23 protein-coding genes are annotated in these 21,491 nt (G+C 65.8%); 21 read left to right on the forward strand and 2 right to left on the reverse strand.

The features are described from left to right. The first annotated feature begins 6 nt into the window (after positions 1-6). From nuoL to ABNQ38_RS27325, 17 genes are all read left to right on the forward strand, one after another. On the forward strand, positions 7-2,121 hold the full coding sequence (gene nuoL, locus ABNQ38_RS27245) for an NADH-quinone oxidoreductase subunit L (RefSeq protein ID WP_377808948.1): 2,115 nt from the start codon (positions 7-9) through the stop codon (positions 2,119-2,121). A 25-nt stretch (positions 2,122-2,146) separates the two neighbouring features. Then, positions 2,147-3,673, forward strand: a complete 1,527-nt coding sequence (locus tag ABNQ38_RS27250) for an NADH-quinone oxidoreductase subunit M (protein WP_377808949.1) — start codon at positions 2,147-2,149, stop codon at positions 3,671-3,673. 13 nt (positions 3,674-3,686) lie between these two features. Continuing rightward, positions 3,687-5,135 (forward strand): NADH-quinone oxidoreductase subunit NuoN, encoded by a 1,449-nt coding sequence (nuoN, locus tag ABNQ38_RS27255; protein WP_098739372.1) that lies wholly within the window; start codon positions 3,687-3,689, stop codon positions 5,133-5,135. 10 nt (positions 5,136-5,145) lie between these two features. Continuing rightward, positions 5,146-5,943 carry a biotin--[acetyl-CoA-carboxylase] ligase gene (locus ABNQ38_RS27260; RefSeq protein WP_377810125.1) on the forward strand — a complete coding sequence of 266 codons (798 nt, stop codon included), beginning with the start codon at positions 5,146-5,148 and terminating at the stop codon, positions 5,941-5,943. A gap of 58 nt (positions 5,944-6,001) precedes the next feature. Continuing rightward, a complete protein-coding gene (locus ABNQ38_RS27265) occupies positions 6,002-6,775 on the forward strand; it encodes a type III pantothenate kinase (RefSeq protein ID WP_098739374.1) in 774 nt (257 codons plus the stop codon). Continuing rightward, positions 6,772-8,487, forward strand: coding sequence for a ribonuclease J (locus tag ABNQ38_RS27270; protein ID WP_377808950.1), 1,716 nt, complete (start codon positions 6,772-6,774; stop codon positions 8,485-8,487). Before ABNQ38_RS27265 ends, ABNQ38_RS27270 begins: the two co-directional genes overlap by 4 nt. A 69-nt stretch (positions 8,488-8,556) precedes the next feature. Further along, positions 8,557-8,961 (forward strand): methylmalonyl-CoA epimerase, encoded by a 405-nt coding sequence (gene mce, locus ABNQ38_RS27275; protein ID WP_098739376.1) that lies wholly within the window; start codon positions 8,557-8,559, stop codon positions 8,959-8,961. A gap of 56 nt (positions 8,962-9,017) precedes the next feature. Then, entirely contained in the window at positions 9,018-9,272 is a 255-nt protein-coding gene (locus ABNQ38_RS27280) for a DUF1467 family protein (protein WP_098739377.1), read from the forward strand. 21 nt (positions 9,273-9,293) lie between these two features. Beyond that, on the forward strand, positions 9,294-9,869 hold the full coding sequence (locus tag ABNQ38_RS27285) for a DNA-3-methyladenine glycosylase I (RefSeq protein WP_377808951.1): 576 nt from the start codon (positions 9,294-9,296) through the stop codon (positions 9,867-9,869). A 491-nt stretch (positions 9,870-10,360) separates the two neighbouring features. Further along, positions 10,361-11,260 carry a hypothetical protein gene (locus ABNQ38_RS27290; RefSeq protein ID WP_377808952.1) on the forward strand — a complete coding sequence of 300 codons (900 nt, stop codon included), beginning with the start codon at positions 10,361-10,363 and terminating at the stop codon, positions 11,258-11,260. A gap of 17 nt (positions 11,261-11,277) precedes the next feature. Then, positions 11,278-11,754 carry a hypothetical protein gene (locus ABNQ38_RS27295; protein WP_377808953.1) on the forward strand — a complete coding sequence of 159 codons (477 nt, stop codon included), beginning with the start codon at positions 11,278-11,280 and terminating at the stop codon, positions 11,752-11,754. Between the two features lie 155 nt (positions 11,755-11,909). Beyond that, positions 11,910-13,223 (forward strand): proline--tRNA ligase, encoded by a 1,314-nt coding sequence (gene proS, locus ABNQ38_RS27300; RefSeq protein ID WP_098739381.1) that lies wholly within the window; start codon positions 11,910-11,912, stop codon positions 13,221-13,223. Positions 13,224-13,404: 181 nt separating this feature from the next. Next, entirely contained in the window at positions 13,405-13,809 is a 405-nt protein-coding gene (locus ABNQ38_RS27305; RefSeq protein WP_377808954.1) for a hypothetical protein, read from the forward strand. Position 13,810: 1 nt separating this feature from the next. After that, complete coding sequence (locus tag ABNQ38_RS27310; RefSeq protein ID WP_377808955.1) at positions 13,811-14,257, forward strand: hypothetical protein; 447 nt, start codon at positions 13,811-13,813, stop codon at positions 14,255-14,257. A 128-nt stretch (positions 14,258-14,385) separates the two neighbouring features. Then, entirely contained in the window at positions 14,386-15,633 is a 1,248-nt protein-coding gene (locus ABNQ38_RS27315; RefSeq protein WP_377808956.1) for a lipoprotein-releasing ABC transporter permease subunit, read from the forward strand. Beyond that, positions 15,626-16,366 carry an ABC transporter ATP-binding protein gene (locus tag ABNQ38_RS27320; protein ID WP_377808957.1) on the forward strand — a complete coding sequence of 247 codons (741 nt, stop codon included), beginning with the start codon at positions 15,626-15,628 and terminating at the stop codon, positions 16,364-16,366. The genes ABNQ38_RS27315 and ABNQ38_RS27320 overlap by 8 nt, the downstream gene beginning before the upstream one ends. Positions 16,367-16,486: 120 nt before the next feature. After that, on the forward strand, positions 16,487-17,344 hold the full coding sequence (locus ABNQ38_RS27325; RefSeq protein WP_377808958.1) for a dienelactone hydrolase family protein: 858 nt from the start codon (positions 16,487-16,489) through the stop codon (positions 17,342-17,344). A 7-nt stretch (positions 17,345-17,351) separates the two neighbouring features. Here the strand turns inward: ABNQ38_RS27325 and ABNQ38_RS27330 are convergent, their stop codons facing one another. Further along, positions 17,352-17,915 (reverse strand): cysteine hydrolase family protein, encoded by a 564-nt coding sequence (locus ABNQ38_RS27330; RefSeq protein WP_377808959.1) that lies wholly within the window; start codon positions 17,913-17,915, stop codon positions 17,352-17,354. 109 nt (positions 17,916-18,024) lie between these two features. Between ABNQ38_RS27330 and crcB the strand changes: the two genes are divergently transcribed. The 4 genes from crcB to ABNQ38_RS27350 are packed head-to-tail and all read left to right on the forward strand — an operon-like array spanning position 18,025 to position 20,878. After that, entirely contained in the window at positions 18,025-18,426 is a 402-nt protein-coding gene (crcB, locus tag ABNQ38_RS27335) for a fluoride efflux transporter CrcB (protein WP_109052084.1), read from the forward strand. After that, positions 18,426-19,493 (forward strand): RluA family pseudouridine synthase, encoded by a 1,068-nt coding sequence (locus ABNQ38_RS27340; protein WP_377808960.1) that lies wholly within the window; start codon positions 18,426-18,428, stop codon positions 19,491-19,493. Before crcB ends, ABNQ38_RS27340 begins: the two co-directional genes overlap by 1 nt. Then, positions 19,493-20,179 (forward strand): HAD-IA family hydrolase, encoded by a 687-nt coding sequence (locus ABNQ38_RS27345; RefSeq protein ID WP_377810126.1) that lies wholly within the window; start codon positions 19,493-19,495, stop codon positions 20,177-20,179. The genes ABNQ38_RS27340 and ABNQ38_RS27345 overlap by 1 nt, the downstream gene beginning before the upstream one ends. 3 nt (positions 20,180-20,182) lie before the next feature. Continuing rightward, on the forward strand, positions 20,183-20,878 hold the full coding sequence (locus tag ABNQ38_RS27350; protein WP_377808961.1) for an ATP12 family chaperone protein: 696 nt from the start codon (positions 20,183-20,185) through the stop codon (positions 20,876-20,878). A 42-nt stretch (positions 20,879-20,920) separates the two neighbouring features. On the opposite strand, the gene ABNQ38_RS27355 is transcribed toward ABNQ38_RS27350, so the two are convergent. Next, positions 20,921-21,472, reverse strand: coding sequence for a PRC-barrel domain-containing protein (locus ABNQ38_RS27355; protein WP_377808962.1), 552 nt, complete (start codon positions 21,470-21,472; stop codon positions 20,921-20,923). Positions 21,473-21,491: the final 19 nt, after the last annotated feature.

Genomic DNA, 21,491 nt, shown 5'->3' on the forward strand with positions numbered 1-21,491 from the left:
GGCGCCATGGAAGTGCTAGTCGTATTCCTTCCGCTCCTGGCGTTCCTCATCGCCGGATCGATCGCGCTGTTCGGCGGGCCGAAGGCCGAGCCGGTGGCTGCGGGTCACGGAAGCCACGGTCATGGCCATGACGATCACGGGCACGCCCAGATCGCCCATGCCCATGACGATCATGCCCACCACATCTCGCACGACGAGCTGAACCACGCGCACGACGATGCCCACGACGACCACCATGTCGTCGCCGGCCCGCCGACCGTGGGCGACCGCGTCGCGCAGTTCGTGACCGCGGGCGCCGTCATCGTCTCGGCGATCCTGTCCTGGACCCTGTTCTACGATGTCGCCGTGCACGGCCATCCGCGCACGATCGAGCTGATGACCTGGATCCAGAGCGGGACGCTCGACGTGAAGTGGGCGCTGCGCGTCGACCAGCTCACCGCGGTGATGCTGATTGTCGTCAACACCGTCTCGGCCTGTGTGCACGTCTATTCCATCGGCTACATGGCCGAGGATCCCCAGAAGCCGCGCTTCATGGGCTACCTGTCGCTGTTCACCTTCGCCATGCTGATGCTGGTGACGGCGGACAACCTGGTCCAGCTGTTCTTCGGCTGGGAGGGCGTCGGTCTGGCCTCCTACCTGCTGATCAACTTCTGGTACGAGAAGCCCTCGGCCAACGCCGCCGCGATGAAGGCCTTCCTGGTCAACCGCGTCGGCGACTTCGGCTTCGCGCTCGGCATCTTCGCGATCTTCGTGCTGACCGGCTCGGTCCAATTCGACGCGATCTTCGCCAAGGCCCCGACGCTGACCGGCCAGACCCTGCATTTCCTCAGCTGGGACTTCAACGGCCTGACCATCGCCTGCCTGCTGCTGTTTATGGGCGCGATGGGCAAGTCGGCCCAGCTCGGCCTGCACACCTGGCTGCCGGACGCGATGGAAGGCCCGACCCCGGTGTCGGCGCTCATCCACGCGGCCACCATGGTCACCGCCGGCGTCTTCATGGTCTGCCGCCTGTCCCCGGTCTTCGAATACGCCCCGACGGCGCTCGAAGTGGTGACGGTGGTCGGTGGTCTGACCGCCTTCGTCGCGGCGACCATCGGCTTCACCCAGTTCGACATCAAGCGCGTCATCGCCTATTCGACGATGTCGCAGCTCGGCTACATGTTCTTCGCCGCCGGCGTCTCCGCCTACGGCGCCGCCATGTTCCACCTGTTCACGCACGCCTTCTTCAAGGCCCTGCTGTTCCTTGGCGCCGGTTCGGTCATCCATGCCCTGCACCATGAGCAGGACATGCGCAAGATGGGCGGCGTCTGGCGCAAGATCCCCTTCACCTATGCGGTGATGTGGATCGGCAATCTGGCGCTCGCCGGTCTGCCCTTCTTCGCCGGTTACTATTCCAAGGACATGATCCTGGAGGCGGCCTTCGCCTCGGGCAGCGGCGTGGGGCGCTTCGCCTTCGCCCTCGGCATTGCGGCGGCTCTGCTGACCGCCTTCTACTCCTGGCGCCTGCTGTTCATGACCTTCCACGGCACGCCGCGGATGGACAAGGAAGTCTACGACCACGCCCATGAGTCGCCGGTCGTGATGCTGGTCCCGCTGGCGGTCCTGACGCTGGGCGCGCTGTTCGCCGGTGTCGGCTTCCACGAATATTTCATCGGCCACGACCGTGCGGAGTTCTGGGGCAAGGCGATCATGACCTTGCACGGCCACGACGCCATCGAGGCTGCGCACCACCACACCCCGGGCTGGGTCGCGATCGCTCCGCTGGTCGTCGGCCTGATCGGTATCGCCATGGCCTACATCGGCTATGTGATGATGCCGCGCCTGCCGGGCCGGATCGCCAGCACCTTCAGCGGCATCCACAAGTTCCTCTACAACAAGTGGTATTTCGACGAGCTGTATGACGCGCTGTTCACCCGTCCGGCCAAGGCCCTGGGCTACGGCCTGTGGAAGTCGGGCGATGGGGCGGTGATCGACGGTGTGGGTCCGGACGGCGTCGCCGCCGCCACCCGCGACATCGCGGCACGCACCAGCCGGCTGCAGTCGGGGTACGTCTATCACTACGCCTTTGCCATGGTGATCGGGGTCGTCCTGTTCGTCGCCTGGCTGTCGGTCTTCGGCTGAGCGGTTTCGAAGGAGAACAACAACAATGGCTAGCTGGCCGATCCTGTCGTTCGCGACCTTCCTGCCGCTCGTGGGCGTCGCGCTGATCCTGCTGTTCTGCCGGGGCAACACCCCGGACGTTCAGCGGAACGTGCGGTATATCGCGCTGTGGACGACCCTCGTCACCTTCGTCCTGACCCTGCTGGTCTGGGCCAACTTCGATCCGCGCAATCCCGGCTACCAGATGGTCGAGAAGGCGGGCTGGATCCCCGAGTTCGGCATCAACTACCACATGGGCGTCGACGGCATCTCGGTGCTGTTCGTCGTCCTGGCCGGCTTTCTGATGCCGCTGTGCATCCTGGCGAGCTGGGAGTCGGTGCAGGTCCGCCTCAAGGAATACATGATCGCCTTCCTCGCGCTGGAAACCCTGATGATCGGGATGTTCTGCGCGCTGGATTTCGTTCTGTTCTACATGTTCTTCGAAGGCGTCCTGATCCCGATGTTCCTGATCATCGGCATCTGGGGCGGCGCGCGTCGCGTCTATGCCGCCTTCAAGTTCTTTCTCTACACGCTGCTCGGCTCGGTCCTGATGCTGCTGGCGATCCTGGCCATGTACTATGTGGCCGGCACCACCGACATCCCGACCATCACCGCCACCCAGTTCCCGCGCAACATGCAGCTGTGGCTGTGGCTGGCCTTCTTCGCCTCCTTCGCGGTGAAGGTGCCGATGTGGCCGGTCCACACCTGGCTGCCGGACGCCCACGTCGAGGCGCCGACCGCCGGTTCGGTCATCCTGGCCGGCGTGCTGCTGAAGATGGGCGGTTACGGCTTCCTGCGCTTCAACATTCCGATCCTGCCGGAAGCGACCGAGTATTTCGCGCCGCTGATCTACACCCTGTCGGTCGTCGCCGTGATCTACACCTCGCTGGTCGCTCTCGCCCAGGAGGACATGAAGAAGCTGATCGCCTACTCGTCGGTCGCCCACATGGGCTTCGTCACCATCGGCATGTTCGCGCTGAACCAGCAGGGCATCGAAGGCTCGGTGTTCCAGATGCTGTCGCACGGCGTCGTGTCGGGTGCGCTGTTCCTGTGCGTCGGCGTCGTCTATGACCGGCTGCACACCCGCGAGATCGCCCGCTACGGCGGCCTCGTGAAGAACATGCCGAAATATGCGGTGGTCTTCCTGTTCATGACCATGGCCTCGGTCGGCCTGCCGGGCACTGCCGGCTTCGTCGGCGAGTTCCTGGTGCTGATGGGTGTCTTCCGCGACAACACCTGGGTTGCCGCCCTCGCCGCCACCGGCATGGTCCTCGGTGCCGCCTATGCGCTGTGGCTTTACCGCCGCGTCGTCTACGGCAAGCTGACCAAGCCGGACGTCAAGGCGATGTTCGACATGACCCCGCGCGAAATCGCGGTGTTCGTGCCGCTGATTGCCGTCGTCCTGTGGATGGGCATCTATCCCAGCAGCTTCCTGAACGTCACCTCGGCATCGGTCGAGCAGCTGATCCAGACCTACCAGACCAAACTGGCCGCGTCGCACGCCGCGTCCGGTGTCTCGGTCGCCGCTCGGTAAGGGGTTCTTCGACATGACCGCAGTGTTTCCCGACATCTGGCCGGCCCTGCCGGAGATCTTCCTGGCGCTCTCGGGCGTCGCCCTGCTGATGCTGGGCGTGTTCCGCGGCGACGGCTTCACCCGTCCCGTCTCTTACCTGTCGATCGTCTGCATGCTGCTCGCCGCCATCCTGGCGATGGGCTACGGCAGCGGCCGTGTCGTCACCTTCAACGGCATGTTCGTGATGGATGCCTTCGGCGTCTTCATGAAGGTGCTGGTGCTGGTCTCCGCTGCCTTCGCGGTGATCCTCGGGCTGGGCTTCAACGAGCGGGAGCAGATGGCCCGCTTCGAGTTCCCGGTGCTGATGATCTTCGCCACGCTCGGCATGCTGATGATGATCTCGGCCAACGATTTCATCTCGCTGTATGTCGGGCTGGAGACGCAGAGCCTCGCGCTCTACGTCATCGCGGCCTTCCGCCGCGACAGCGCCAAGTCGTCGGAGGCCGGCCTGAAGTACTTCGTCCTCGGCTCGCTCTCCTCGGGCATGCTGCTGTATGGTGCTTCGCTGGTCTACGGCTTCGCCGGCACGACCTCCTTCGACAAGGTGGCCGCCCTGTTCGCCGGCGGCGCCCATGTCTCGCCGGGGCTGGTGATCGGTCTGGTGTTCGTGATGGCCGGTCTGGCTTTCAAGGTCTCGGCCGCTCCGTTCCACATGTGGACGCCGGACGTGTATGAAGGTGCGCCGACCCCGGTGACCGCCTTCTTCGCAGCGGCGCCGAAGGTTGCGGCCATCGCCCTGCTGACCCGCGTGGTGATGGAGCCGTTCGGCCATCTCGCCGCCCAGTGGCATCAGGTTCTGGTGGCGACAGCCATCCTGTCGATGGTGATCGGTTCCTTCGTCGCCATCATGCAGACCAACATCAAGCGCCTGATGGCCTACAGCTCCATCGGCCATGTCGGCTACGCGCTGGTGGGCCTGACCACCGGCACGCAGGACGGCGTGCGCGGCGTGCTGATCTACATGGCGCTCTACATCGCCATGAACATCGGCGCCTTCGCCGTCATCCTCAGCATGAAGGCCAAGGGCCAGATGCTGGAGGAGATCAAGGACTTCTCCGGCCTGTCCAAGACCAACCCGATGCTGGCCGCGACCATGGCGATCTTCATGTTCTCCATGGCCGGCATCCCGCCGATGGCGGGCTTCTTCGGCAAGCTCTACGTCTTCCTGGCCGCCGTCGCCGCCCAGGAATACACGCTGGCCGTTATCGGTGTGCTGACCAGCGTCGTGGGCGCCTTCTACTACCTGCGCATCATCAAGATCATGTATTTCGATGAGCCCGCGGTGGTGGTCGACAAGGTCGATGACGACGGAATGACCGGCGTCCTGGTGCTGACCAGCCTGTTCACCCTGCTGTTCTTCGTCGCTCCCGCGCCGATCCTGAACGGTGCGGCTGCGGCTGCGGCGGCTCTGTTCGCCGGGTGATATCCGACCGATGACGTCATCGCTCGAAGCGGAGGCAGCGCGTCTGCGCCTGCCTCCGGGTTTCCAGGTCAAGGCCTTCGACTCCGTCGGCAGCACGAACGACGAAGCGAAGGCCTTGTCGCGTTCCGGGGCACCGGAAGGCACCGTCGTTTGGGCCCGTCGGCAGGAGAGCGGCCGGGGCCGCCGGGGCCGGGCCTGGACCTCCCCGGAAGGCAACCTTTACAGCACGACCATCCTGCGGCCCGACCTGCCTCCGGCGGAAGCTGCCCAGGTCTCGTTCGTGGCCGCGCTCGCCATTGCCGAAACCGCCGAATCGGTGCTGCCCGATCCTGGCGGCGTACGCTGCAAATGGCCGAACGACGTGCTGGTGCATGACCGCAAGCTGTCCGGCATCCTCCTCGAGTCGGAACCGGCGCCCGACGGCAAGGTCGCCTGGGTGGTGCTGGGGGTCGGCATCAACCTGCGGCATTTTCCCCCCACCGCCGATTACGGTGCCACCTCCCTGATCGCCGAAGGCGCTCCGCCCATGGGGCCCGGCGCGCTGCTGGAGGTCTATGCGGAACATCTGGCGGCTTGGTATGGCCGCTGGCGTGCCCATGGTTTCGGTCCCGTGCGCGATGCGTGGATGTCGCGGGCCAAGGGGTTGGGCGGGCCGATCCTGGTCAGGCTGGCCGATCGGACGATCCCCGGCACCTTCGCCGATCTGGACAGCGACGGCGTTCTGTTGCTTGATCCAACGGACGGCGGACCGCGCCAGCGGATCGCTGCCGGCGACGTGTTCTTCGCGCCGCCATCCGCTGAGCCCTGACCACCGGACTCTTGAGCCTCCGCCGATTTCAAACGCTCACCGCCTTCAGGACTTTGCCATGCTGCTCGCGATCGACGCCGGAAACACGAATGTGGTGTTCGCCATCTACGACGGTGACCGCCAGCGCGGCATCTGGCGCACGGCGACCGATCCCAAGCGCACCTCCGACGAATACATGGTGTGGCTGACCCATCTGATGGCGCTGAAGGGTCTGAAGCCGGTCGACATCCATGGCGCGATCATCGCCAGCGTGGTGCCCGGTGCCACCTTCAACCTCAAGCGGCTGTGCAAGGACCATTTCGGCTGCGAGCCGGTGATCGTCGGCCAGCCCGGCGTCGATCTGGGGGCCAAGGCCCTGGTCGACCGTCCGGAGGAGGTCGGTGCCGACCGGCTGGTCAACACGGTGGCAGCCGCCGCGACCTACAAGACGCCGCTGATCGTCATCGATTTCGGCACGGCGACCACCTTCGACGTGGTGGATGCCGAGGGCAATTACCGGGGCGGCGTGATCGCGCCGGGCCTGAACCTGTCGCTGGAGGCGCTGCAGATGGCGGCCTCCAAGCTGCCGCGCGTCGAAATCCAACCGCCGGCCGAGGTGATCGGCAGGAACACCATCGCCTGCATGCAGTCCGGCATATTCTGGGGCTATGTCGGCCTGATCGAAGGGCTGGTCTCGCGCATCCGGGCGGAGTACGGCGAGCCGATGCGGGTGGTCGCCACCGGTGGGTTGGCTGTTCTTTTCGCCAAGGCCACCCATGTCATCGAACACACCGACAACGAGCTGACGCTCCGCGGTCTCCTCCTGATCCACAAGCGCAACACGGTCCAATGACACAATCCTCCAAGACCGCCGCCGGACTGTCCGAAGCCCCGGTGGACACCTTCGTTCCGGAGGATGGCGCATTGTATTTCCTCCCGCTCGGCGGTTCCGGCGAGATCGGGATGAACCTCAACCTCTACTGCCATCAGGGCAAATGGCTGATGGTGGATCTCGGCATCTCCTTCGCCGACGACACCATGCCCGGGCTCGACGTCATCATGCCCGATCCGGCCTTCATCGCGGCGCGGCGCAACGATCTGGTCGGGCTGGTGCTCACCCACGCCCATGAGGATCATCTGGGCGCCGTCCAGTATCTGTGGCCTGAGTTGCGCTGCCCCGTCTTTTGCACGCCCTTCACTGCGGCCTTCCTGCGCGCCAAGCTGCATGAGAAGGGCCTGAGCAGCACGGTGCCGATCCACGAGATCCCGCTGGGCGGCACGGTGGAGGTCGGTCCCTTCTCCGTCGAATATGTCACCATGACGCATTCGATACCCGAACCGAACGCGCTCGCCATCCGCACCTCGGCCGGGACCATCCTGCACACCGGCGACTGGAAGCTCGATCCCGATCCGTTGGTCGGCGAGACGGCGGATGAGGAACGGCTGCGCGCCATCGGCGACGAGGGGGTGCTGGCGCTGATCGGCGACAGCACCAATGCGCTGGTGCCCGGCGCGTCCGGGTCGGAGGCGACCGTCCGTGACGCGCTGATGGAGCTGTTCGGCCGCTACCGCGACCGCCGCATCGCCGTCAGTTGCTTCGCCACCAATGTGGCGCGGCTGGAGAGCATCGCCGCCGCCGCCGCCGCGCATGACCGCCATGTGGCGCTGGTCGGCCGGTCGCTGTGGCGCATCAACGAGGCGGCACGGGCGACCGGCTATCTGGCCGACGTGCCGAAATTCCTGTCGGAGCATGACGCCAGCTATCTGCCGCGGGAAAAGCTGGTGCTGATCTGCACCGGCAGCCAGGGCGAGCCGCGCTCCGCCCTTGCCCGCATCGCCGCCAATGACCATCCGCAGGTGACGCTGTCGCGCGGCGACGTGGTGATCTTCTCCTCCCGCGAGATTCCGGGCAACGAGCGCGACATCGGCCGCATGCAGAACCAGCTCGTCGCCCAGGGCGTCGAGCTGGTGACGGCGGACGAGGCCCCGGTCCATGTGTCCGGGCACCCGGCGCGCGACGAGTTGGTGCGCATGTACCAGTGGGTGCGCCCCCGCATCGCCGTGCCGGTCCATGGTGAGCAGCGCCACCAGCAGGCCCATGCCGCCCTGGCGGAGGATTGCCAGATCCCCCACAGCATCGTGCCTGCCAATGGCGAAATCCTCCGCCTCGACGGGGCGGAGGGCGCCCGCGTGGTCGCCCATGTCCGGGCCGGGCGCATGGCGGTGGACGGCAAGCGTCTGGTGCCGCTCGACACCGGCATGATGCGGACGCGCAACCGGATGGTGAACAACGGCGCCGCCGTGGTGACGCTGGTGATGAGCGCGACGGGCGAGTTGATGACCGCGCCGCAGGTGGCGGTGATGGGGCTGATCGACGAGGCGACCGACCGCGACCTGCTGCTGGACGTGGTCGATGCGGTGCGCGAGTCGGTGGCGATGCTGCCCAAATCGGCGCGGGCCGACGACGCCCAGGTGAAGGAGGCGGCACGGATCGCCGTGCGCCGCTGCTTCAATGCGTCCCACGGCAAGAAGCCGGTGACGGAGGTCCATCTGGTCCGCGTCTGAGTGAAACACTGTATAACAGGCTTATCAGAGCCCCCTAACGGGCCAGGGACAGCCATCGAGAGGACACGCATGATCGGGAAGCTCAACCACGTCGCCATCGTCGTTCCGGACCTGCCGGCGGCGACTGCGCTCTACCGCGATACTCTGGGCGCCGCGGTGTCGCAGCCGGTGGACCTGCCACCACATGGCGTCACCGTCGTCTTCGTCACGCTGCCCAACACCAAGATCGAGCTGCTGCATCCCTTCGGGGAGAAGTCGCCGATTGCCGGATTCCTGGAAAAGAACCCGTCCGGCGGCATCCACCACATCTGCTACGAGGTGGAGGACATCCTGGCCGCCCGCGACCGGATGAAGGAGCAGGGGGCCCGCGTGCTCGGCGACGGCGAGCCGAAGATCGGCGCCCATGACAAGCCGGTGCTGTTCCTGCATCCGAAGGATTTCTGCGGGACGCTGGTGGAACTGGAACAGGCCTGATCGTGGACTGCCGCAGGTCTGCTGCGGGCCTGATCGACTGAAATGCGGAGAGGGCGATGGACAACTGGGTGACTGCGGCCTTCGTCTACATCGTCGTGTGGTGGGTGGTACTGTTCGCGGTGCTGCCCTGGGGCGTCAGGACCCCGGAGACGCCGGAACCCGGCATGGCCTCCTCCGCACCGGTCGAGCCGCGCATTCTGCGCAAATTCATCATCACGTCGCTGGTCGCCCTGCTGGTGTGGCTGGTGATCTTCGGCATCGAGCGGTCCGGCCTCGTTTCCTTCCGGGACATGGCGCGGGACATGTTCTGACGACACAGAGGAGCAGGGCGGGTGAGCCTGACCTATTGCGCGGCCGCACCCGGCCATCCCCACCATGGTCCCTATCACGACGGCGAATACGGCTTTCCCAGCAGCGATGACCGGGTGCTGTTCGAGCGTCTGGTGCTGGAGATCAACCAGGCCGGCCTGTCCTGGCTGACCATCCTGAGGAAGCGGGGTGCTTTCCGTGCCGCCTTCGACGGCTTCGACATCGACCGGGTCGCCGCCTATGGCGAGGTGGAGCGGGCGCGGCTGCTGGCCGATGCCGGGATCGTCCGCAACCGCCTGAAGGTGGATGCGGTGATCGAGAATGCCCGGCGCATCGTCGCGCTGCGGGTAACCCACGGGTCCTTCGACGGTTGGCTGCGTGCCCACCATCCGCTGTCCAAAGCGGAATGGGTGAAGCTGTTCGGCCGCAATTTCCGCTTCACCGGCGGCGAGATCGTCGGCGAGTTCCTGATGAGCCTGGGTTACCTGCCGGGAGCCCATCAGGCCGACTGTCCGATCCAGGCGGTGGTGCTGGGGCTGAACCCGCCGTGGAAAGCCGCGATGGACGCCGGTTATCGCGGGTATCAGCCTAAGGAATAAGCAAAAACCCGCCCAGAACCACGGCAAACGCTGAAAGCCTGGGCAAAAATGCAAGTATTTTGTGCAGGGAGTGGCTCTGCCTTTGTTTTAGGCTTGCCATGGCCACGGCGCGGGTCCACTCTTTTCTGGTGACGAGGGGGGATCTTCCCCCCTTTCCGACGCCTGGTGGCGATTCCTCCCTAAACTCGATAGGCCGCGCCGCATTCGCTGCGCGGCCTTTTCTTTTCCATCCGATACGGGTCGGCATCGGGCGGTGCGGCTGGGACAGGAAATTTCCGCCGCTGGTCCAGAAAACGTTAACGGTTTACTTGGTAGCGTTGCTCGGCTTAGTTCCTGTGGTGGGGTTTCCCCAGTGCGGGCGTTCAGCCGGGTTTTCAGATCGCCACCGGGGGGCCATGCTGTCCGGGGGGCTTTCCGCTTTGCTCGCGTATCCAGCTGGACCTTTGCCCGCTCCGGCGGGCGGCAGGAAAGGGACGACAGTCGAGGCGCCGATGGCCGCGAATGAAAACGAACGGTTCAATCAGTTCGCGGCGGTTGTGGCGGCCGAACTGTTGGAGCGTACCAAGAAAAGCATGGAGCTGCTGGCGCCTGAGCAACAGCCATGCTCGGTCCTGCCCTTCATCCAGACTCCGTCCTTCGTTGAGTTCTATCAGGAATTGGTGCGTGTCGGCATTCTGCCGGTCGTGCTCAGCCGCCGTCCGGTGCGCGCCATCGTCGGTGACGTCGACTGGGCGCGGGAGGGGCGGGAGTATCTGCTGACCGTTCTCGACGACCGCTCCAACGCCATCTTCACGGCCTGGGAATTTGCCTGGGACTCACTGTGGGACGAGCGCAAAATCGGGCAGGATGGCGGCAACAGCAGCCAGTCCAAGCCGAAAAAGGGCTTCTTCAGCGCCCTGTTCGGCCGAAGGCGGGAGGAAAAGACGGGCAGCGACGGCGGCGGCGGTGCGGAGGGCAGCGTGATGGCCGGCCTTCATACGATGCTGACCGAACTGGCGGAAAAGCGCGGCTTCCTGCCGCTGTTCCATGACGATGTCCGCATCCTGAAGGCGCTGCCGCGCCTGAAGCCGGGCCGGGTGGCGCAGGCGTGGAAGGAAATCTCGCAGTACCACCATCAGGAGTTTTACCTGCCCGAGCCCGAACAGGCGAAGCCGGGTGTGACCTCCGATTGCCTGCAGAAATGGCATTACAATCTGCCGGACAAGATCGGCGAGTTCCTGGTGCTGAAGGCGGCTGTCGACCTGGAGCATGTGAACAAGCCCTTCATCGGCAAATACATCCGCCAGTCGGCGCGGACCCAGGAGGAGGCGGAAAAAGGAATGCCCTACCTGTCGCTCTACTGGAAGGCCATGCGCAATCCGGCCCCGGTGGCCGAACGGCACACGCTGTGACCCCGCGCGGAGCCCCTGTGCGCCGGTCCGTGCGCGTCGGGCTGGCAGCCCTGGTGCTTTCCTTCGCCTCGGTTCCGGCCCCGGCGCAGTCGCCGCAGCTGCTTCCCGGTCCGATTCCGCTGACCCCCGATGCGGTCCGCAGCAGTCCGGCCGGCGACCGGCCGGTGATCGACCTGTCGCTGTGCCAGCGGCTGACCCGCCATGTGCCGGCCGCCGACGTCGAGTATCGGCCGGGCGTCGATGTCAACGGCCGGGCGGTGGCGCCGGCCGATCTGCCGGGAAGCGCCGGTGCGCAGCCGCCGATTCCCATCGACCTGCCGCTGTCGGTCGATCTTGCCCGGCGGATGGGCGTCGCCCTGCCGTCGGTTCCCTATCTGCCCAACGACATCACTGCGGTCTGGCTCAGCGTCGTCGGCGACCGGCTCTATCTGAACGGCCAGCCGATCGATCCGGGCGCCGAGGAGCGCCTTTACGCCTATTGCCGCACCCGGTAGGGAGAGAGGCAGGCGGGACTGCCGGCGGGGGGCTTACAGTGGACAAGTGAGGGCGACCTTCTTAAAGTCGCTCACCCGCCGTCGTGTCCGCTCTTTCGTTGCGAAACAGCGGGCGCGTCGGCCTTGTCGAACACCTCGCACACGAGAGCAGAGCCATGCGGCTGTCCAGCTTCTTCATGCCGACCCTCAAGGAGACCCCGACCGAGGCGCAGATCGTCTCGCACCGCCTGATGCTGCGGGCCGGGATGATCCGCCAGACCAGCGCCGGCATCTATGCCTGGCTGCCGCTGGGCTATCGGGTTCTGCGCAAGATCGAGCAGATCGTCCGCGAGGAGCAGGACGCCGCCGGTGCGCAGGAACTGCTGATGCCGACCATCCAGTCGGCCGATCTGTGGCGCGAGAGCGGCCGTTACGACGATTACGGCAAGGAGATGCTGCGCATCACCGACCGTCACGACCGCGAGATGCTGTTCGGTCCGACGAACGAGGAGATGATCACCGACATCTTCCGGTCCTTCGTCAAGAGCTACCGCCAGTTGCCTCTGAACCTCTACCACATCCAGTGGAAGTTCCGTGACGAGATCCGCCCGCGCTTCGGCGTGATGCGCGGCCGTGAATTCCTGATGAAGGACGCCTATTCCTTCGACATCGACGCGGCCGGCGCCCGCCGCTCCTACCAGAAGATGTTCCTGGCTTACCTGCGCACCTTCGCCCGCATCGGGTTGAAGGCTATCCCGATGCGCGCCGACACCGGCCCCATCGGCGGCGACCTCAGCCACGAGTTCATCATCCTGGCCGAGACCGGCGAGAGCGGCGTCTTCTGCCACAAGGACTGGATGAATCTGGATGTGCTGAAGGACGCCCCCGGCATGGAGGACGACCTGCAGCCCTTCTTCGACCGCATCACCTCGATCTATGCGGCGACGGACGAGAAGCACGACCCGGCCAACAGCCCGGTTCCGGAGGCCGATCTGGTGTCGGCCCGCGGCATCGAGGTCGGCCACATCTTCAACTTCGGCACCAAGTACTCCAAGCCGATGAACGCGGTGGTCGCCGGTCCGAACGGCGAGTCGATCCCGGTGGAGATGGGCAGCTACGGCATCGGCGTGTCGCGTCTGATGGGTGCGATCATCGAGGCCAGCCACGACGACAACGGCATCATCTGGCCGGACGCCGTCGCCCCCTTCAATGTCGGTCTGATCAACCTGAAGTCCGGCGACGCCGAGACCGACCGCGTCTGCGCCGAGCTGTATGCGAAGCTCGAATCGGCCGGTCTGGAGGTCGCCTATGACGACCGCGACGAGCGTCCCGGCGCCAAGTTCGCCGACATGGACCTGATCGGCGTTCCCTGGCAGTTGGTCGTCGGGCCGCGCGGCCTGAAGAACGGCGTCGTCGAGCTGAAGCGCCGCGCCACCGGCGAGAAGGAAGAGCTACCGGTCGAGGCGGCGCTGGCGAAGCTGCTGGGCTGATAGCTCCGTCACTCAGATCGCAAAAGCGCCGGCTTCGTCCGGCGCTTTTTCTTTGCGTGACTCGCGGACCGCAGATGAGAAAATTTGCGGGCACTGCGATGCAGTGCGGCCCATTTTAAGTCGTGAAATTGGCGTATTTGATAACTAAGGCTGTGAATTTATTGGATTTTGCAACTAATGTTTGACCGCGTTGCCGATGGGGGAGAGGATCGGTGCGCAACCGTTTCTATCCGTTCGGCTTTCCAAAAATGAGCGGATGGCGGGAGTGGAACATGATTATGCAATGGGAGATCGATCAATGGCCTTTGCTTTTGCTCCGATTGAGAGCCAACGCATCAGCTTGACGCCTACCAGCACGGGAACCTTCTCGCTGCCGGTGGTCGGTCGCAATGTCCGGATCGCCAATCTCGGACCGTCCGATGCCCGGATCAAGTTCACTGCAACCTTCACCTCGACTGGTATCAATACGTTGACCATCATGGCGCGAACCGTCGAAATTTTCGACCGGCAGGCCAACGGCTTCATTGCTGGAATCGGTGTAAACGGTTCCACAGTGCTGGACGTTACCACCGGCGAAGGCGAGTGACATGGCGGTGCGAGCGGTCGCCCCCGCCGCGGCGACACGATGGGGATTTTTCCGTCTCTCCACCAACCAGACTGCAGGCCTGACGGTCAACAGCCCCGTCCGGTTCGACATGGTTGCTGCCGGAAACCTGACACTGGCAACCTATTCCATACAGTTGCCGGAAAACCGGACCTTCCGGCTTACGTCCGGCCTTTCCTTCAGCTTTTCAAGCGGCAACGGTTCAGTGCAGACCTGTTGGTACGACGTAACCGCCGGGCAATATGTGGGCGTTACGTCGCAGCACATTCCGCCGACCAACACCACACAATGGTCACAGCAACCGGTTGCCCACGCCGTAATCGGCACCGCTGGCGGGGCAAAGTCGGTTCAGCTGCGCATTTCGGCGGCAAGTAGCCCGAATGGCGTGTTTGCTGCCTGGTCTTTTGCCGACGTGATGGAAATCATCTGAACGTCCAACCGACGGACGATGCCACAAGGCAGCCTTTGCGCCGCCTTGCAAGGTATCCTATCTTCCGGTGGCGAACCCCAAGGTTCGCCACTTTTTTCGTCTTTCCCACCGGCAGTCCGGATTTCCTCATGATCTTCAACGCCTTCGAACGCATGGTCGCGATGCGTTACCTCCGGGCACGCCGCCAGGAAGGGTTCATCTCGGTCATCGCGGGGTTTTCGCTGCTGGGCATCGCGCTCGGCGTGGCGACGCTCATCATCGTGATGGCGGTGATGAACGGCTTCCGGGCGGAGCTGCTGGGCCGAGTGCTCGGTCTGAACGGACATCTCAACGTCTACAGCTCGCGGGGCGGACCGCTGCCGGACTTCGACATCCTGGCCGGCAAGCTGCGCAACACGCCGGGTGTGGTCAACGTCACCCCGACGGTGGAGGGGCAGGCGCTGGTGTCGGTGCGCGGCGTCGCGTCCGGTGCCGTCATCCGCGGCGTGCGGGCGGAAGACTTCAAGGTGCGGCCGACGTTGGCCAACAACGTCATCCGCGGCTCGGTCGACGAGTTCGGGGAGGATCGCGTCGCCATCGGCGTGCGCATGGCCCAGCGCCTGGGCCTGTCGGTCGGCGACCAGATCACGCTGATCGCACCCCAGGGCAACGTCACCGCCTTCGGCACCGTGCCGCGGATGCGCAGCTATCCCATCGGCGCCATCTTCGATGTCGGCATGTTCGAATACGACAACAGCTTCATCTTCCTGCCGCTGGAGGAGGCGCAGGCCTTCTTCCGCACCGGCGACGCCGTGACCTCGCTGGAGGTCTTCGTCAGCGATCCGATGCAGATCGCCGCGGCCCGGTCCGCCGTCCAGTCGGCGGTGGCAGGGAAGGGCAGGGTGGTCGACTGGCAGCAGTCGAACGCCAGCTTCTTCACCGCGCTCCAGGTCGAGCGCAACGTGATGTTCCTGATCCTGTCGCTGATCATCATGGTCGCGGCCTTCAACATCATCTCCAGCCTGATCATGCTGGTGAAGGACAAGGGGCGCGACATCGCCATCCTGCGCACCATGGGGGCGACGCGCGGCATGGTGATGCGCATCTTCTTCCTGTCCGGTGCCAGCGTCGGCGTCACCGGGACTCTGCTGGGGCTGGCGCTCGGCGTGTCCTTCGCGCTGAACATCGAGAGCATCCGGCAGGTCATCCAGGGGCTGACCGGCACCAACCTGTTCAATGCCGAGATCTATTTCCTGTCCCACCTGCCGGCCAAGATCGACTGGAGCGAGGTGACCCAGGTGACGCTGATGGCGCTGGGCCTGTCCTTTGCCGCCACCATCTACCCGTCCTGGCGCGCCGCCCGGCTCGACCCGGTGGAGGCCCTGCGCTATGAGTGACGCCGTCATGCAGCCGATGCTTGAGTTGAAGGGGATCGTCCGCCGCTTCGAACAGGCGGGCGAGACGCTGGAGGTGCTGCGCGGAGTCGATCTGACGGTCGGCGGTGGCGAACTGGTGGCGCTGGTTGGCCCGTCGGGGGCCGGCAAATCGACGCTGCTGCACATCGCCGGCCTGCTGGAACGGCCCACTGGCGGCACGGTGCGCATCGCCGGCTCCGATGTGTCCAATCTGGACGACGGCAAGCGGACCGAGGTGCGGCGCCGCTCCATCGGCTTCGTCTACCAGTTCCACCATCTGCTGCCGGAATTCTCGGCGCGGGAGAACATCGTCCTGCCGCAGATGATCGCCGGCGTGTCGAAATCGGTCGCCAGGCAGCGCGCCGACGAGCTTCTGCGCATGGTCGGGCTGGAGCAGCGCGGCACCCACCGCCCGGCCCGCCTGTCGGGCGGTGAGCAGCAGCGCGTCGCCATCGCCCGCGCGCTGGCGAACGCCCCGTCGCTGCTGATCGCCGACGAGCCGACCGGCAACCTCGATCCGCACACGGCGGAGCATGTCTTCACCATGCTGTCGGCCATCGTCCGTCAGGCCAAGGTCGGCGCCCTGGTCGCCACCCACAATCTGGACCTCGCCCGCCGCATGGACCGGGTGTTGGAGATGCGCGACGGCCTGCTGGTGGAATACCAGCCGTCGGAACTGGTGCCGCTGACCGAGGTGGCGTCGGAAGCCCGATAAGCGGCGTCATAGGCCGAAAGCGGATCCGTCTCCCGGTTGCCAAGCCGGTGCGTCGCCACCACTCTCATGCGCGACCGCACCGGCTGAGCTGCGGCACGAGGCAAAACAGGGGCATCGGGGATGGACCAGCGGATCATCGATCTTTACGACGAATACACCCACGCGCCGCTGCCGCGCCGGGTCTTCCTGGAACGGCTGGCGGCGCTGGCCGGAAGTGCGGCGGCGATTCCCGCGATCCTGTCGGCTATCGAGCCGAACTACGCCCGCGCCGCCGTGGTCGGCGAGGACGACACCCGTCTGGCGGCGGAAAAAGTGTCCTTCCAAGGGGCGACCGGCGACGTGTCCGGCTATATCGCCCGGCCGAAGCTGGCGGACAAGGCTCCGGCGGTGGTCGTCGTCCACGAGAACCGCGGCCTGAACGCCTATGTCGAGGACGTCACCCGCCGCCTCGCCACCGAAGGCTTCGTGGCGTTTGCCCCGGATCTGCTGTCGCCGTTGGGCGGCACGCCGCAGGATGCCGACAAGGCGCGCGACATGATCGGCCAGCTCGACACCGACAAGACGGTCAACAACCTGATCGCGGCGATGAGCTACCTGATGGCCTACCGCTATTCCTCGGCGAAGGTCGGAGCGGTCGGCTTCTGCTGGGGCGGCGGCATGGTCAACCGGCTGGCGATCAAGGCGCCCGACCTGAAGGCCGGCGTCGCTTTCTACGGCCCGACCCCCGACCCGGCGCTGGTCACCACGGTCAAGTCGCCGCTGCTGCTGCATTATGCTGGGTTGGACCAGCGCATCAACGCCGGCATCCCGGCGTACGACGAGGCGCTGAAGAAGGCGCATGTCGAACACCAGATTTACGTCTATGACGGCGTCAACCACGCCTTCCACAACGACACGTCGGCCGAGCGCTACAACAAGGACGCCGCCGATCTGGCCTGGAAGCGGACGGTGGAGTTCCTGAAGGCGAAGCTGGCGTAAGGGGCGTTCAGCCCAGCACGGCCGCCGTATCCACGACCGTCGCATATTCGCCGTCCATGTTGGCGAGCGACAGGTCGTGGACCTCGTCGGCCGTCCGCAGCCTCCCCGACCGGTCTTTCCTGGCGAAGGTGAAGCAGGCGTCGGCCACCAGACGCACGTCGTAGCCGAGGTTGCCGGCCATCCGCACCGTCGCCTCGACGCTGTTGTTGGTGATGACGCCGGCCACCACCAGCGTGGCGATGCCCCGGTCGCGCAGCCACTCGTCCAGCCCGGTGCCGATGAAGGCGCTGTTCACCCGCTTGCCGATCACGGTCTCGCCGGGCAGCGGCCTCGCCTCCTCCTTGAAGGCGTGGCCGGGACCGCCGGGGCGGTAGCTGGAGTCGGGCTCCACCGAATCGTGGCGGATATGGACGATGGGCCGACCGTCCCGCCGCCATGCGGCCAGCAAGGCCGCGACGTTGTACTCCGCCTGCGGATTGTTGCGCGGGCCGATCAGGCTCCAGCGCGGGTCGTCGATGGCCTCTTGCAGGTCGATGACCAGCAATGCGGCGTTGGAGGGAAGCTTTTCCATGACTGCGATCCTGCCGCGATTGTCCATTGCGTGACAAGTCCGCCGGTTTCTGGCTCTAATCCGGCGCTCCACCCCCGTTTCCCTATCCCAGCGCTCGTCCGGAGGCGCCGTGCTCGCATCCCCCCTATCCTTGCTCGCCGTCGCCGTCGGCGGTGCCGCCGGTTCGGTGGCACGCTACCTGATGCTGCTCGCGATCGCACAATGGATCGGCAGCCGCTTTCCGGTGGGAACGATCATCGTCAACGTGATCGGCTGCACGGTGATGGGGGTACTGTCGGAACTGGCGGCGCTGACATGGTCGCCGTCGCCCGAGCTGCGCGCCTTCCTTCTGGTGGGCATCCTGGGCGGCTTCACCACCTTCTCTTCCTTCACGCTGGACATCGGTGTCCTCGTCGCCCGTGACGAGATCGCTGCGGCGGCGGGATACTTCCTCGCCTCGACGCTGTTCAGCGTGGTGGGCTTCTTTGCCGGCCTGTGGGCCGTGCGTTCTCTTGTTTCGGTGTCCCTCTGATGACTGACTCTCCCAAGCCCGCTGCCGATCACGCCGATACCGCGTCGACCGAAGCCAAAAGCGACAGCAAGGTCGAAACCCGCATCGTCACGGCCGACGAGGCCGACATGCGGCTCGACCGCTGGTTCAAGCGGCATTTCCCCGACGTGAACCACAGCTACCTGCAAAAGCTGCTGCGCACCGGTCAGGTCCGTGTCGACGGCAAGCGGGCGGAGACGTCGACGCGGCTGGCGGCCAAGCAGGGTGTGCGCATTCCGCCGCTGGCCGCCTGGGCCGCACCGGTCAGGGGACCGAGCCAGGGGAGCAGCAAGCCCAAGAGCATGTCGGACAAGCAGATCGCCGAGTTGCAGGCGCTGGTGCTCTACCGCGACGCCGACGTGATCGCCATCAACAAGCCGGCCGGTCTGGCGGTGCAGGGCGGCACCGGCACCTCCAAGCATCTCGACGCCATGCTCGACGCCCTGCGCTTCGACGGCAACGAGCGGCCGAAGCTTGTCCATCGGCTGGACAAGGACACCTCCGGCGTCCTGCTGCTGGCCCGCACCACCTTCGCCGCCAGCAAGCTGACGGAGCTGTTCCGCGGCAGTGCGGTGCGCAAGATCTACTGGGCCGTCACCGTCGGCGTGCCGACGCCCTATCAGGGCAAGATCGATCTGGCGCTGGCCAAGGAAGGCAGCCCACATGGCGAGCGGGTGGCGGAGAACAAGGAAGAGGGCAAGCGCGCCGTCACCGTCTATTCGGTGCAGGAAAATGTCGGCAAGCAGGCGGCCTTCGTCGCCATGTGGCCGTTGACCGGGCGCACCCACCAGCTGCGCGTCCATATGGCCGCCGTCGGCACGCCTATCCTGGGCGACGGGAAATATGCCGGGCAGGGCGCCTTCCTGGCCGGCGGGGCAGAGGTGGCGAAGAAGCTGCACCTGCATGCCCGCCGGCTGATCCTGCCGCATCCGCGGGGCGGCAAGACCATCGATGTGACGGCGCCGCTGCCCGACCACATGCTGGCGACCTGGAAGTATTTCGGCTTCAGACCCAACCTGCGCGACGACCCGTTCGAGGATTTCGAATGATGGCTCCGCTGGGGAAATCGCCGCTTCGACTCGCCCTGTTCGACTGTGACGGCACGCTGGTCGACAGCCAGTTCGCCATCATCGACGCCATGACCCGGGCCTGGGCCGAACATGGTCTGGGCGAACCCGACCCGGCGGATGTCCGCCGCATGGTCGGGCTGTCGCTGTTCGAGGCGGTGGCCCTGCTGCTGCCGCAGCGGGATGCCGACCTGCATGTCGCGGTGGCGGAAAGCTACAAGCGCGCCTTCTCCGCCGCCCGCAGCCGCGGCGAAGTGGACGAGCCGCTGTTCCCCGGCATCCTCGACACGCTGGCGGCATTGGAGGAGGCGGGGGTGCTGCTGGGGGTGGCCACCGGCAAGTCGCGCCGCGGGCTCGATGCGGTGCTGAAGGGGCATGGGCTGACCGGCCGCTTCGTCACCTTGCAGACCGCCGACGTCGGTCCCAGCAAGCCGAACCCGCATATGGTGCAGCGGGCGCTGGCGGAGACGGGTGCGGAAGAAGCGGCGACGGTTGTGATCGGCGACACCACCTACGACATTCAGATGGCCCGCAACGCGCGGGTGCGGTCGGTGGGTGTCTCCTGGGGTTACCATGCGGTGCCGGAGCTGGAGCGGGCCGGGGCAGACCGCATCGTCCACCGCGGGCGCGACGTGGCCACCGCGGTGCTGGAGCTTTTGGAAGGGTAAGCGATGAAGCGTTTCTACAAGGCGGCGGGCGTCGGAGAGACCGAGGGTGGTTTCCGGGTCGAGCTGGACGGCCGTCCGGTGCGCAGCCCGGCCAAGGCGCCCCTGGTCTTCCCCAGCCGGGCGCTGGCCCAGGGCGTGGCCGATGAATGGGCGGCGCAGGGCGACCAGATCGACGCTCATTCCATGCCGCTGATGCAGCTGTCGAGCACCGCCGTCGACCTGATCCCGGCCAAGCGGGCGGATATTGTCCCCGCCATCAGCGCCTATGCCGAAACCGACCTGCTGTGCTACCGCGCCGAACATCCCCAGCCGCTGGTGGAGCGACAGGCCCAGCTCTGGCAGCCTCTGCTGGATTGGGCGGCGCTGACCTATGACGCCCCGCTGCATGTCTGCGCCGGGCTGATGCCCAGGCCTCAGCCGGAGGAAGCTCTGGCCGCCCTGCGCCGGGTGGTGGAGCGGACGGACGACTGGTATCTGTCGGCGCTTCAGACCGCGACCGGTGTGTGCGGATCGATCATCGTCGCGCTGGCTTTGCTGGAAGGCCGTCTTAGCGCCGAAGAAGCGTTCGAGGTCTCGCAGTTGGACGAGACCTACCAGATCGAGCAGTGGGGCGAAGACGCAGAGGCCACGAAACGCCGCGCGAACGTTCGCGCGGAGATCGTGGCCTGTCGGCGGTTTGTGGATTTGCTACGGGGATGACGGGCGGGGGCGGATGCCCCCACCTCAAACCGCAGGCAGCTCTTACTTCGCCGTGGTGGTGCCGGTCGTCGGGGCAGCGCCCGGGGCGACCGTTTCCTTTTCCGCCGGCTTGCGGGTCTTGTTCAACGACGTCATGGTGTCGTCGTACTTGAAGTCCGGCATCGCCTTGACGTCGTCGCGGCTCATGCCGGCGAGGTTCAGGCGGTTGTTCTGCGAATCCCAGTTGGCGGCGCTGTAGTCGACCGCGACCTGCTTCTCGCCGATGCCGAGGAAGCCGCCGGAGCTGATCACCAGCTGCTTGGCCTGGCCGGTGCCGTCGAGGATGACGTCGTCGACCTCGCCGATCTTGTTGTTGTCGCGGCCATAGACGTTCTTGCCGATCAGTTCGTCGGCGCTGGCGAGCTGGCCGCCCGTCGGACCGGACTTGGTCATGCCGCTGTTGGTCGTGCTGGTGGTGCTGTCCGGCGTTGCGCTGTTCGACATGCTGGACGTGGACGAGGACGGGTTGCCCACGGTCGGCGACGTGGTCTGCGCGACGGCGACGCCCGTCATGAGAGCCAGCGAGGCGGCGGTGACGATCAGGGTGCGACGCATGGGGTGGCTCCTTTGTCGT

This window comes from Azospirillum sp. A29 (genome assembly GCF_042604625.1).
Lineage (GTDB): Bacteria > Pseudomonadota > Alphaproteobacteria > Azospirillales > Azospirillaceae > Azospirillum > Azospirillum palustre.

Excerpts from the sequence above, each read along its gene's own strand:
- nuoL (WP_377808948.1), top strand. The coding sequence starts at position 7 with ATGGAAGTGCTAGTCGTATTCCTTCCGCTCCTGGCGTTCCTCATCGCC.
- ABNQ38_RS27250 (WP_377808949.1), top strand. The coding sequence starts at position 2,147 with ATGGCTAGCTGGCCGATCCTGTCGTTCGCGACCTTCCTGCCGCTCGTG.
- nuoN (WP_098739372.1), top strand. The coding sequence starts at position 3,687 with ATGACCGCAGTGTTTCCCGACATCTGGCCGGCCCTGCCGGAGATCTTC.
- ABNQ38_RS27260 (WP_377810125.1), top strand. The coding sequence starts at position 5,146 with ATGACGTCATCGCTCGAAGCGGAGGCAGCGCGTCTGCGCCTGCCTCCG.
- ABNQ38_RS27265 (WP_098739374.1), top strand. The coding sequence starts at position 6,002 with ATGCTGCTCGCGATCGACGCCGGAAACACGAATGTGGTGTTCGCCATC.
- ABNQ38_RS27270 (WP_377808950.1), top strand. The coding sequence starts at position 6,772 with ATGACACAATCCTCCAAGACCGCCGCCGGACTGTCCGAAGCCCCGGTG.
- mce (WP_098739376.1), top strand. The coding sequence starts at position 8,557 with ATGATCGGGAAGCTCAACCACGTCGCCATCGTCGTTCCGGACCTGCCG.
- ABNQ38_RS27280 (WP_098739377.1), top strand. The coding sequence starts at position 9,018 with ATGGACAACTGGGTGACTGCGGCCTTCGTCTACATCGTCGTGTGGTGG.
- ABNQ38_RS27290 (WP_377808952.1), top strand. The coding sequence starts at position 10,361 with ATGGCCGCGAATGAAAACGAACGGTTCAATCAGTTCGCGGCGGTTGTG.
- proS (WP_098739381.1), top strand. The coding sequence starts at position 11,910 with ATGCGGCTGTCCAGCTTCTTCATGCCGACCCTCAAGGAGACCCCGACC.
- ABNQ38_RS27310 (WP_377808955.1), top strand. The coding sequence starts at position 13,811 with ATGGCGGTGCGAGCGGTCGCCCCCGCCGCGGCGACACGATGGGGATTT.
- ABNQ38_RS27315 (WP_377808956.1), top strand. The coding sequence starts at position 14,386 with ATGATCTTCAACGCCTTCGAACGCATGGTCGCGATGCGTTACCTCCGG.
- ABNQ38_RS27320 (WP_377808957.1), top strand. The coding sequence starts at position 15,626 with ATGAGTGACGCCGTCATGCAGCCGATGCTTGAGTTGAAGGGGATCGTC.
- ABNQ38_RS27325 (WP_377808958.1), top strand. The coding sequence starts at position 16,487 with ATGGACCAGCGGATCATCGATCTTTACGACGAATACACCCACGCGCCG.
- ABNQ38_RS27330 (WP_377808959.1), bottom strand. The coding sequence starts at position 17,915 with ATGGAAAAGCTTCCCTCCAACGCCGCATTGCTGGTCATCGACCTGCAA.
- ABNQ38_RS27340 (WP_377808960.1), top strand. The coding sequence starts at position 18,426 with ATGACTGACTCTCCCAAGCCCGCTGCCGATCACGCCGATACCGCGTCG.
- ABNQ38_RS27345 (WP_377810126.1), top strand. The coding sequence starts at position 19,493 with ATGGCTCCGCTGGGGAAATCGCCGCTTCGACTCGCCCTGTTCGACTGT.
- ABNQ38_RS27350 (WP_377808961.1), top strand. The coding sequence starts at position 20,183 with ATGAAGCGTTTCTACAAGGCGGCGGGCGTCGGAGAGACCGAGGGTGGT.
- ABNQ38_RS27355 (WP_377808962.1), bottom strand. The coding sequence starts at position 21,472 with ATGCGTCGCACCCTGATCGTCACCGCCGCCTCGCTGGCTCTCATGACG.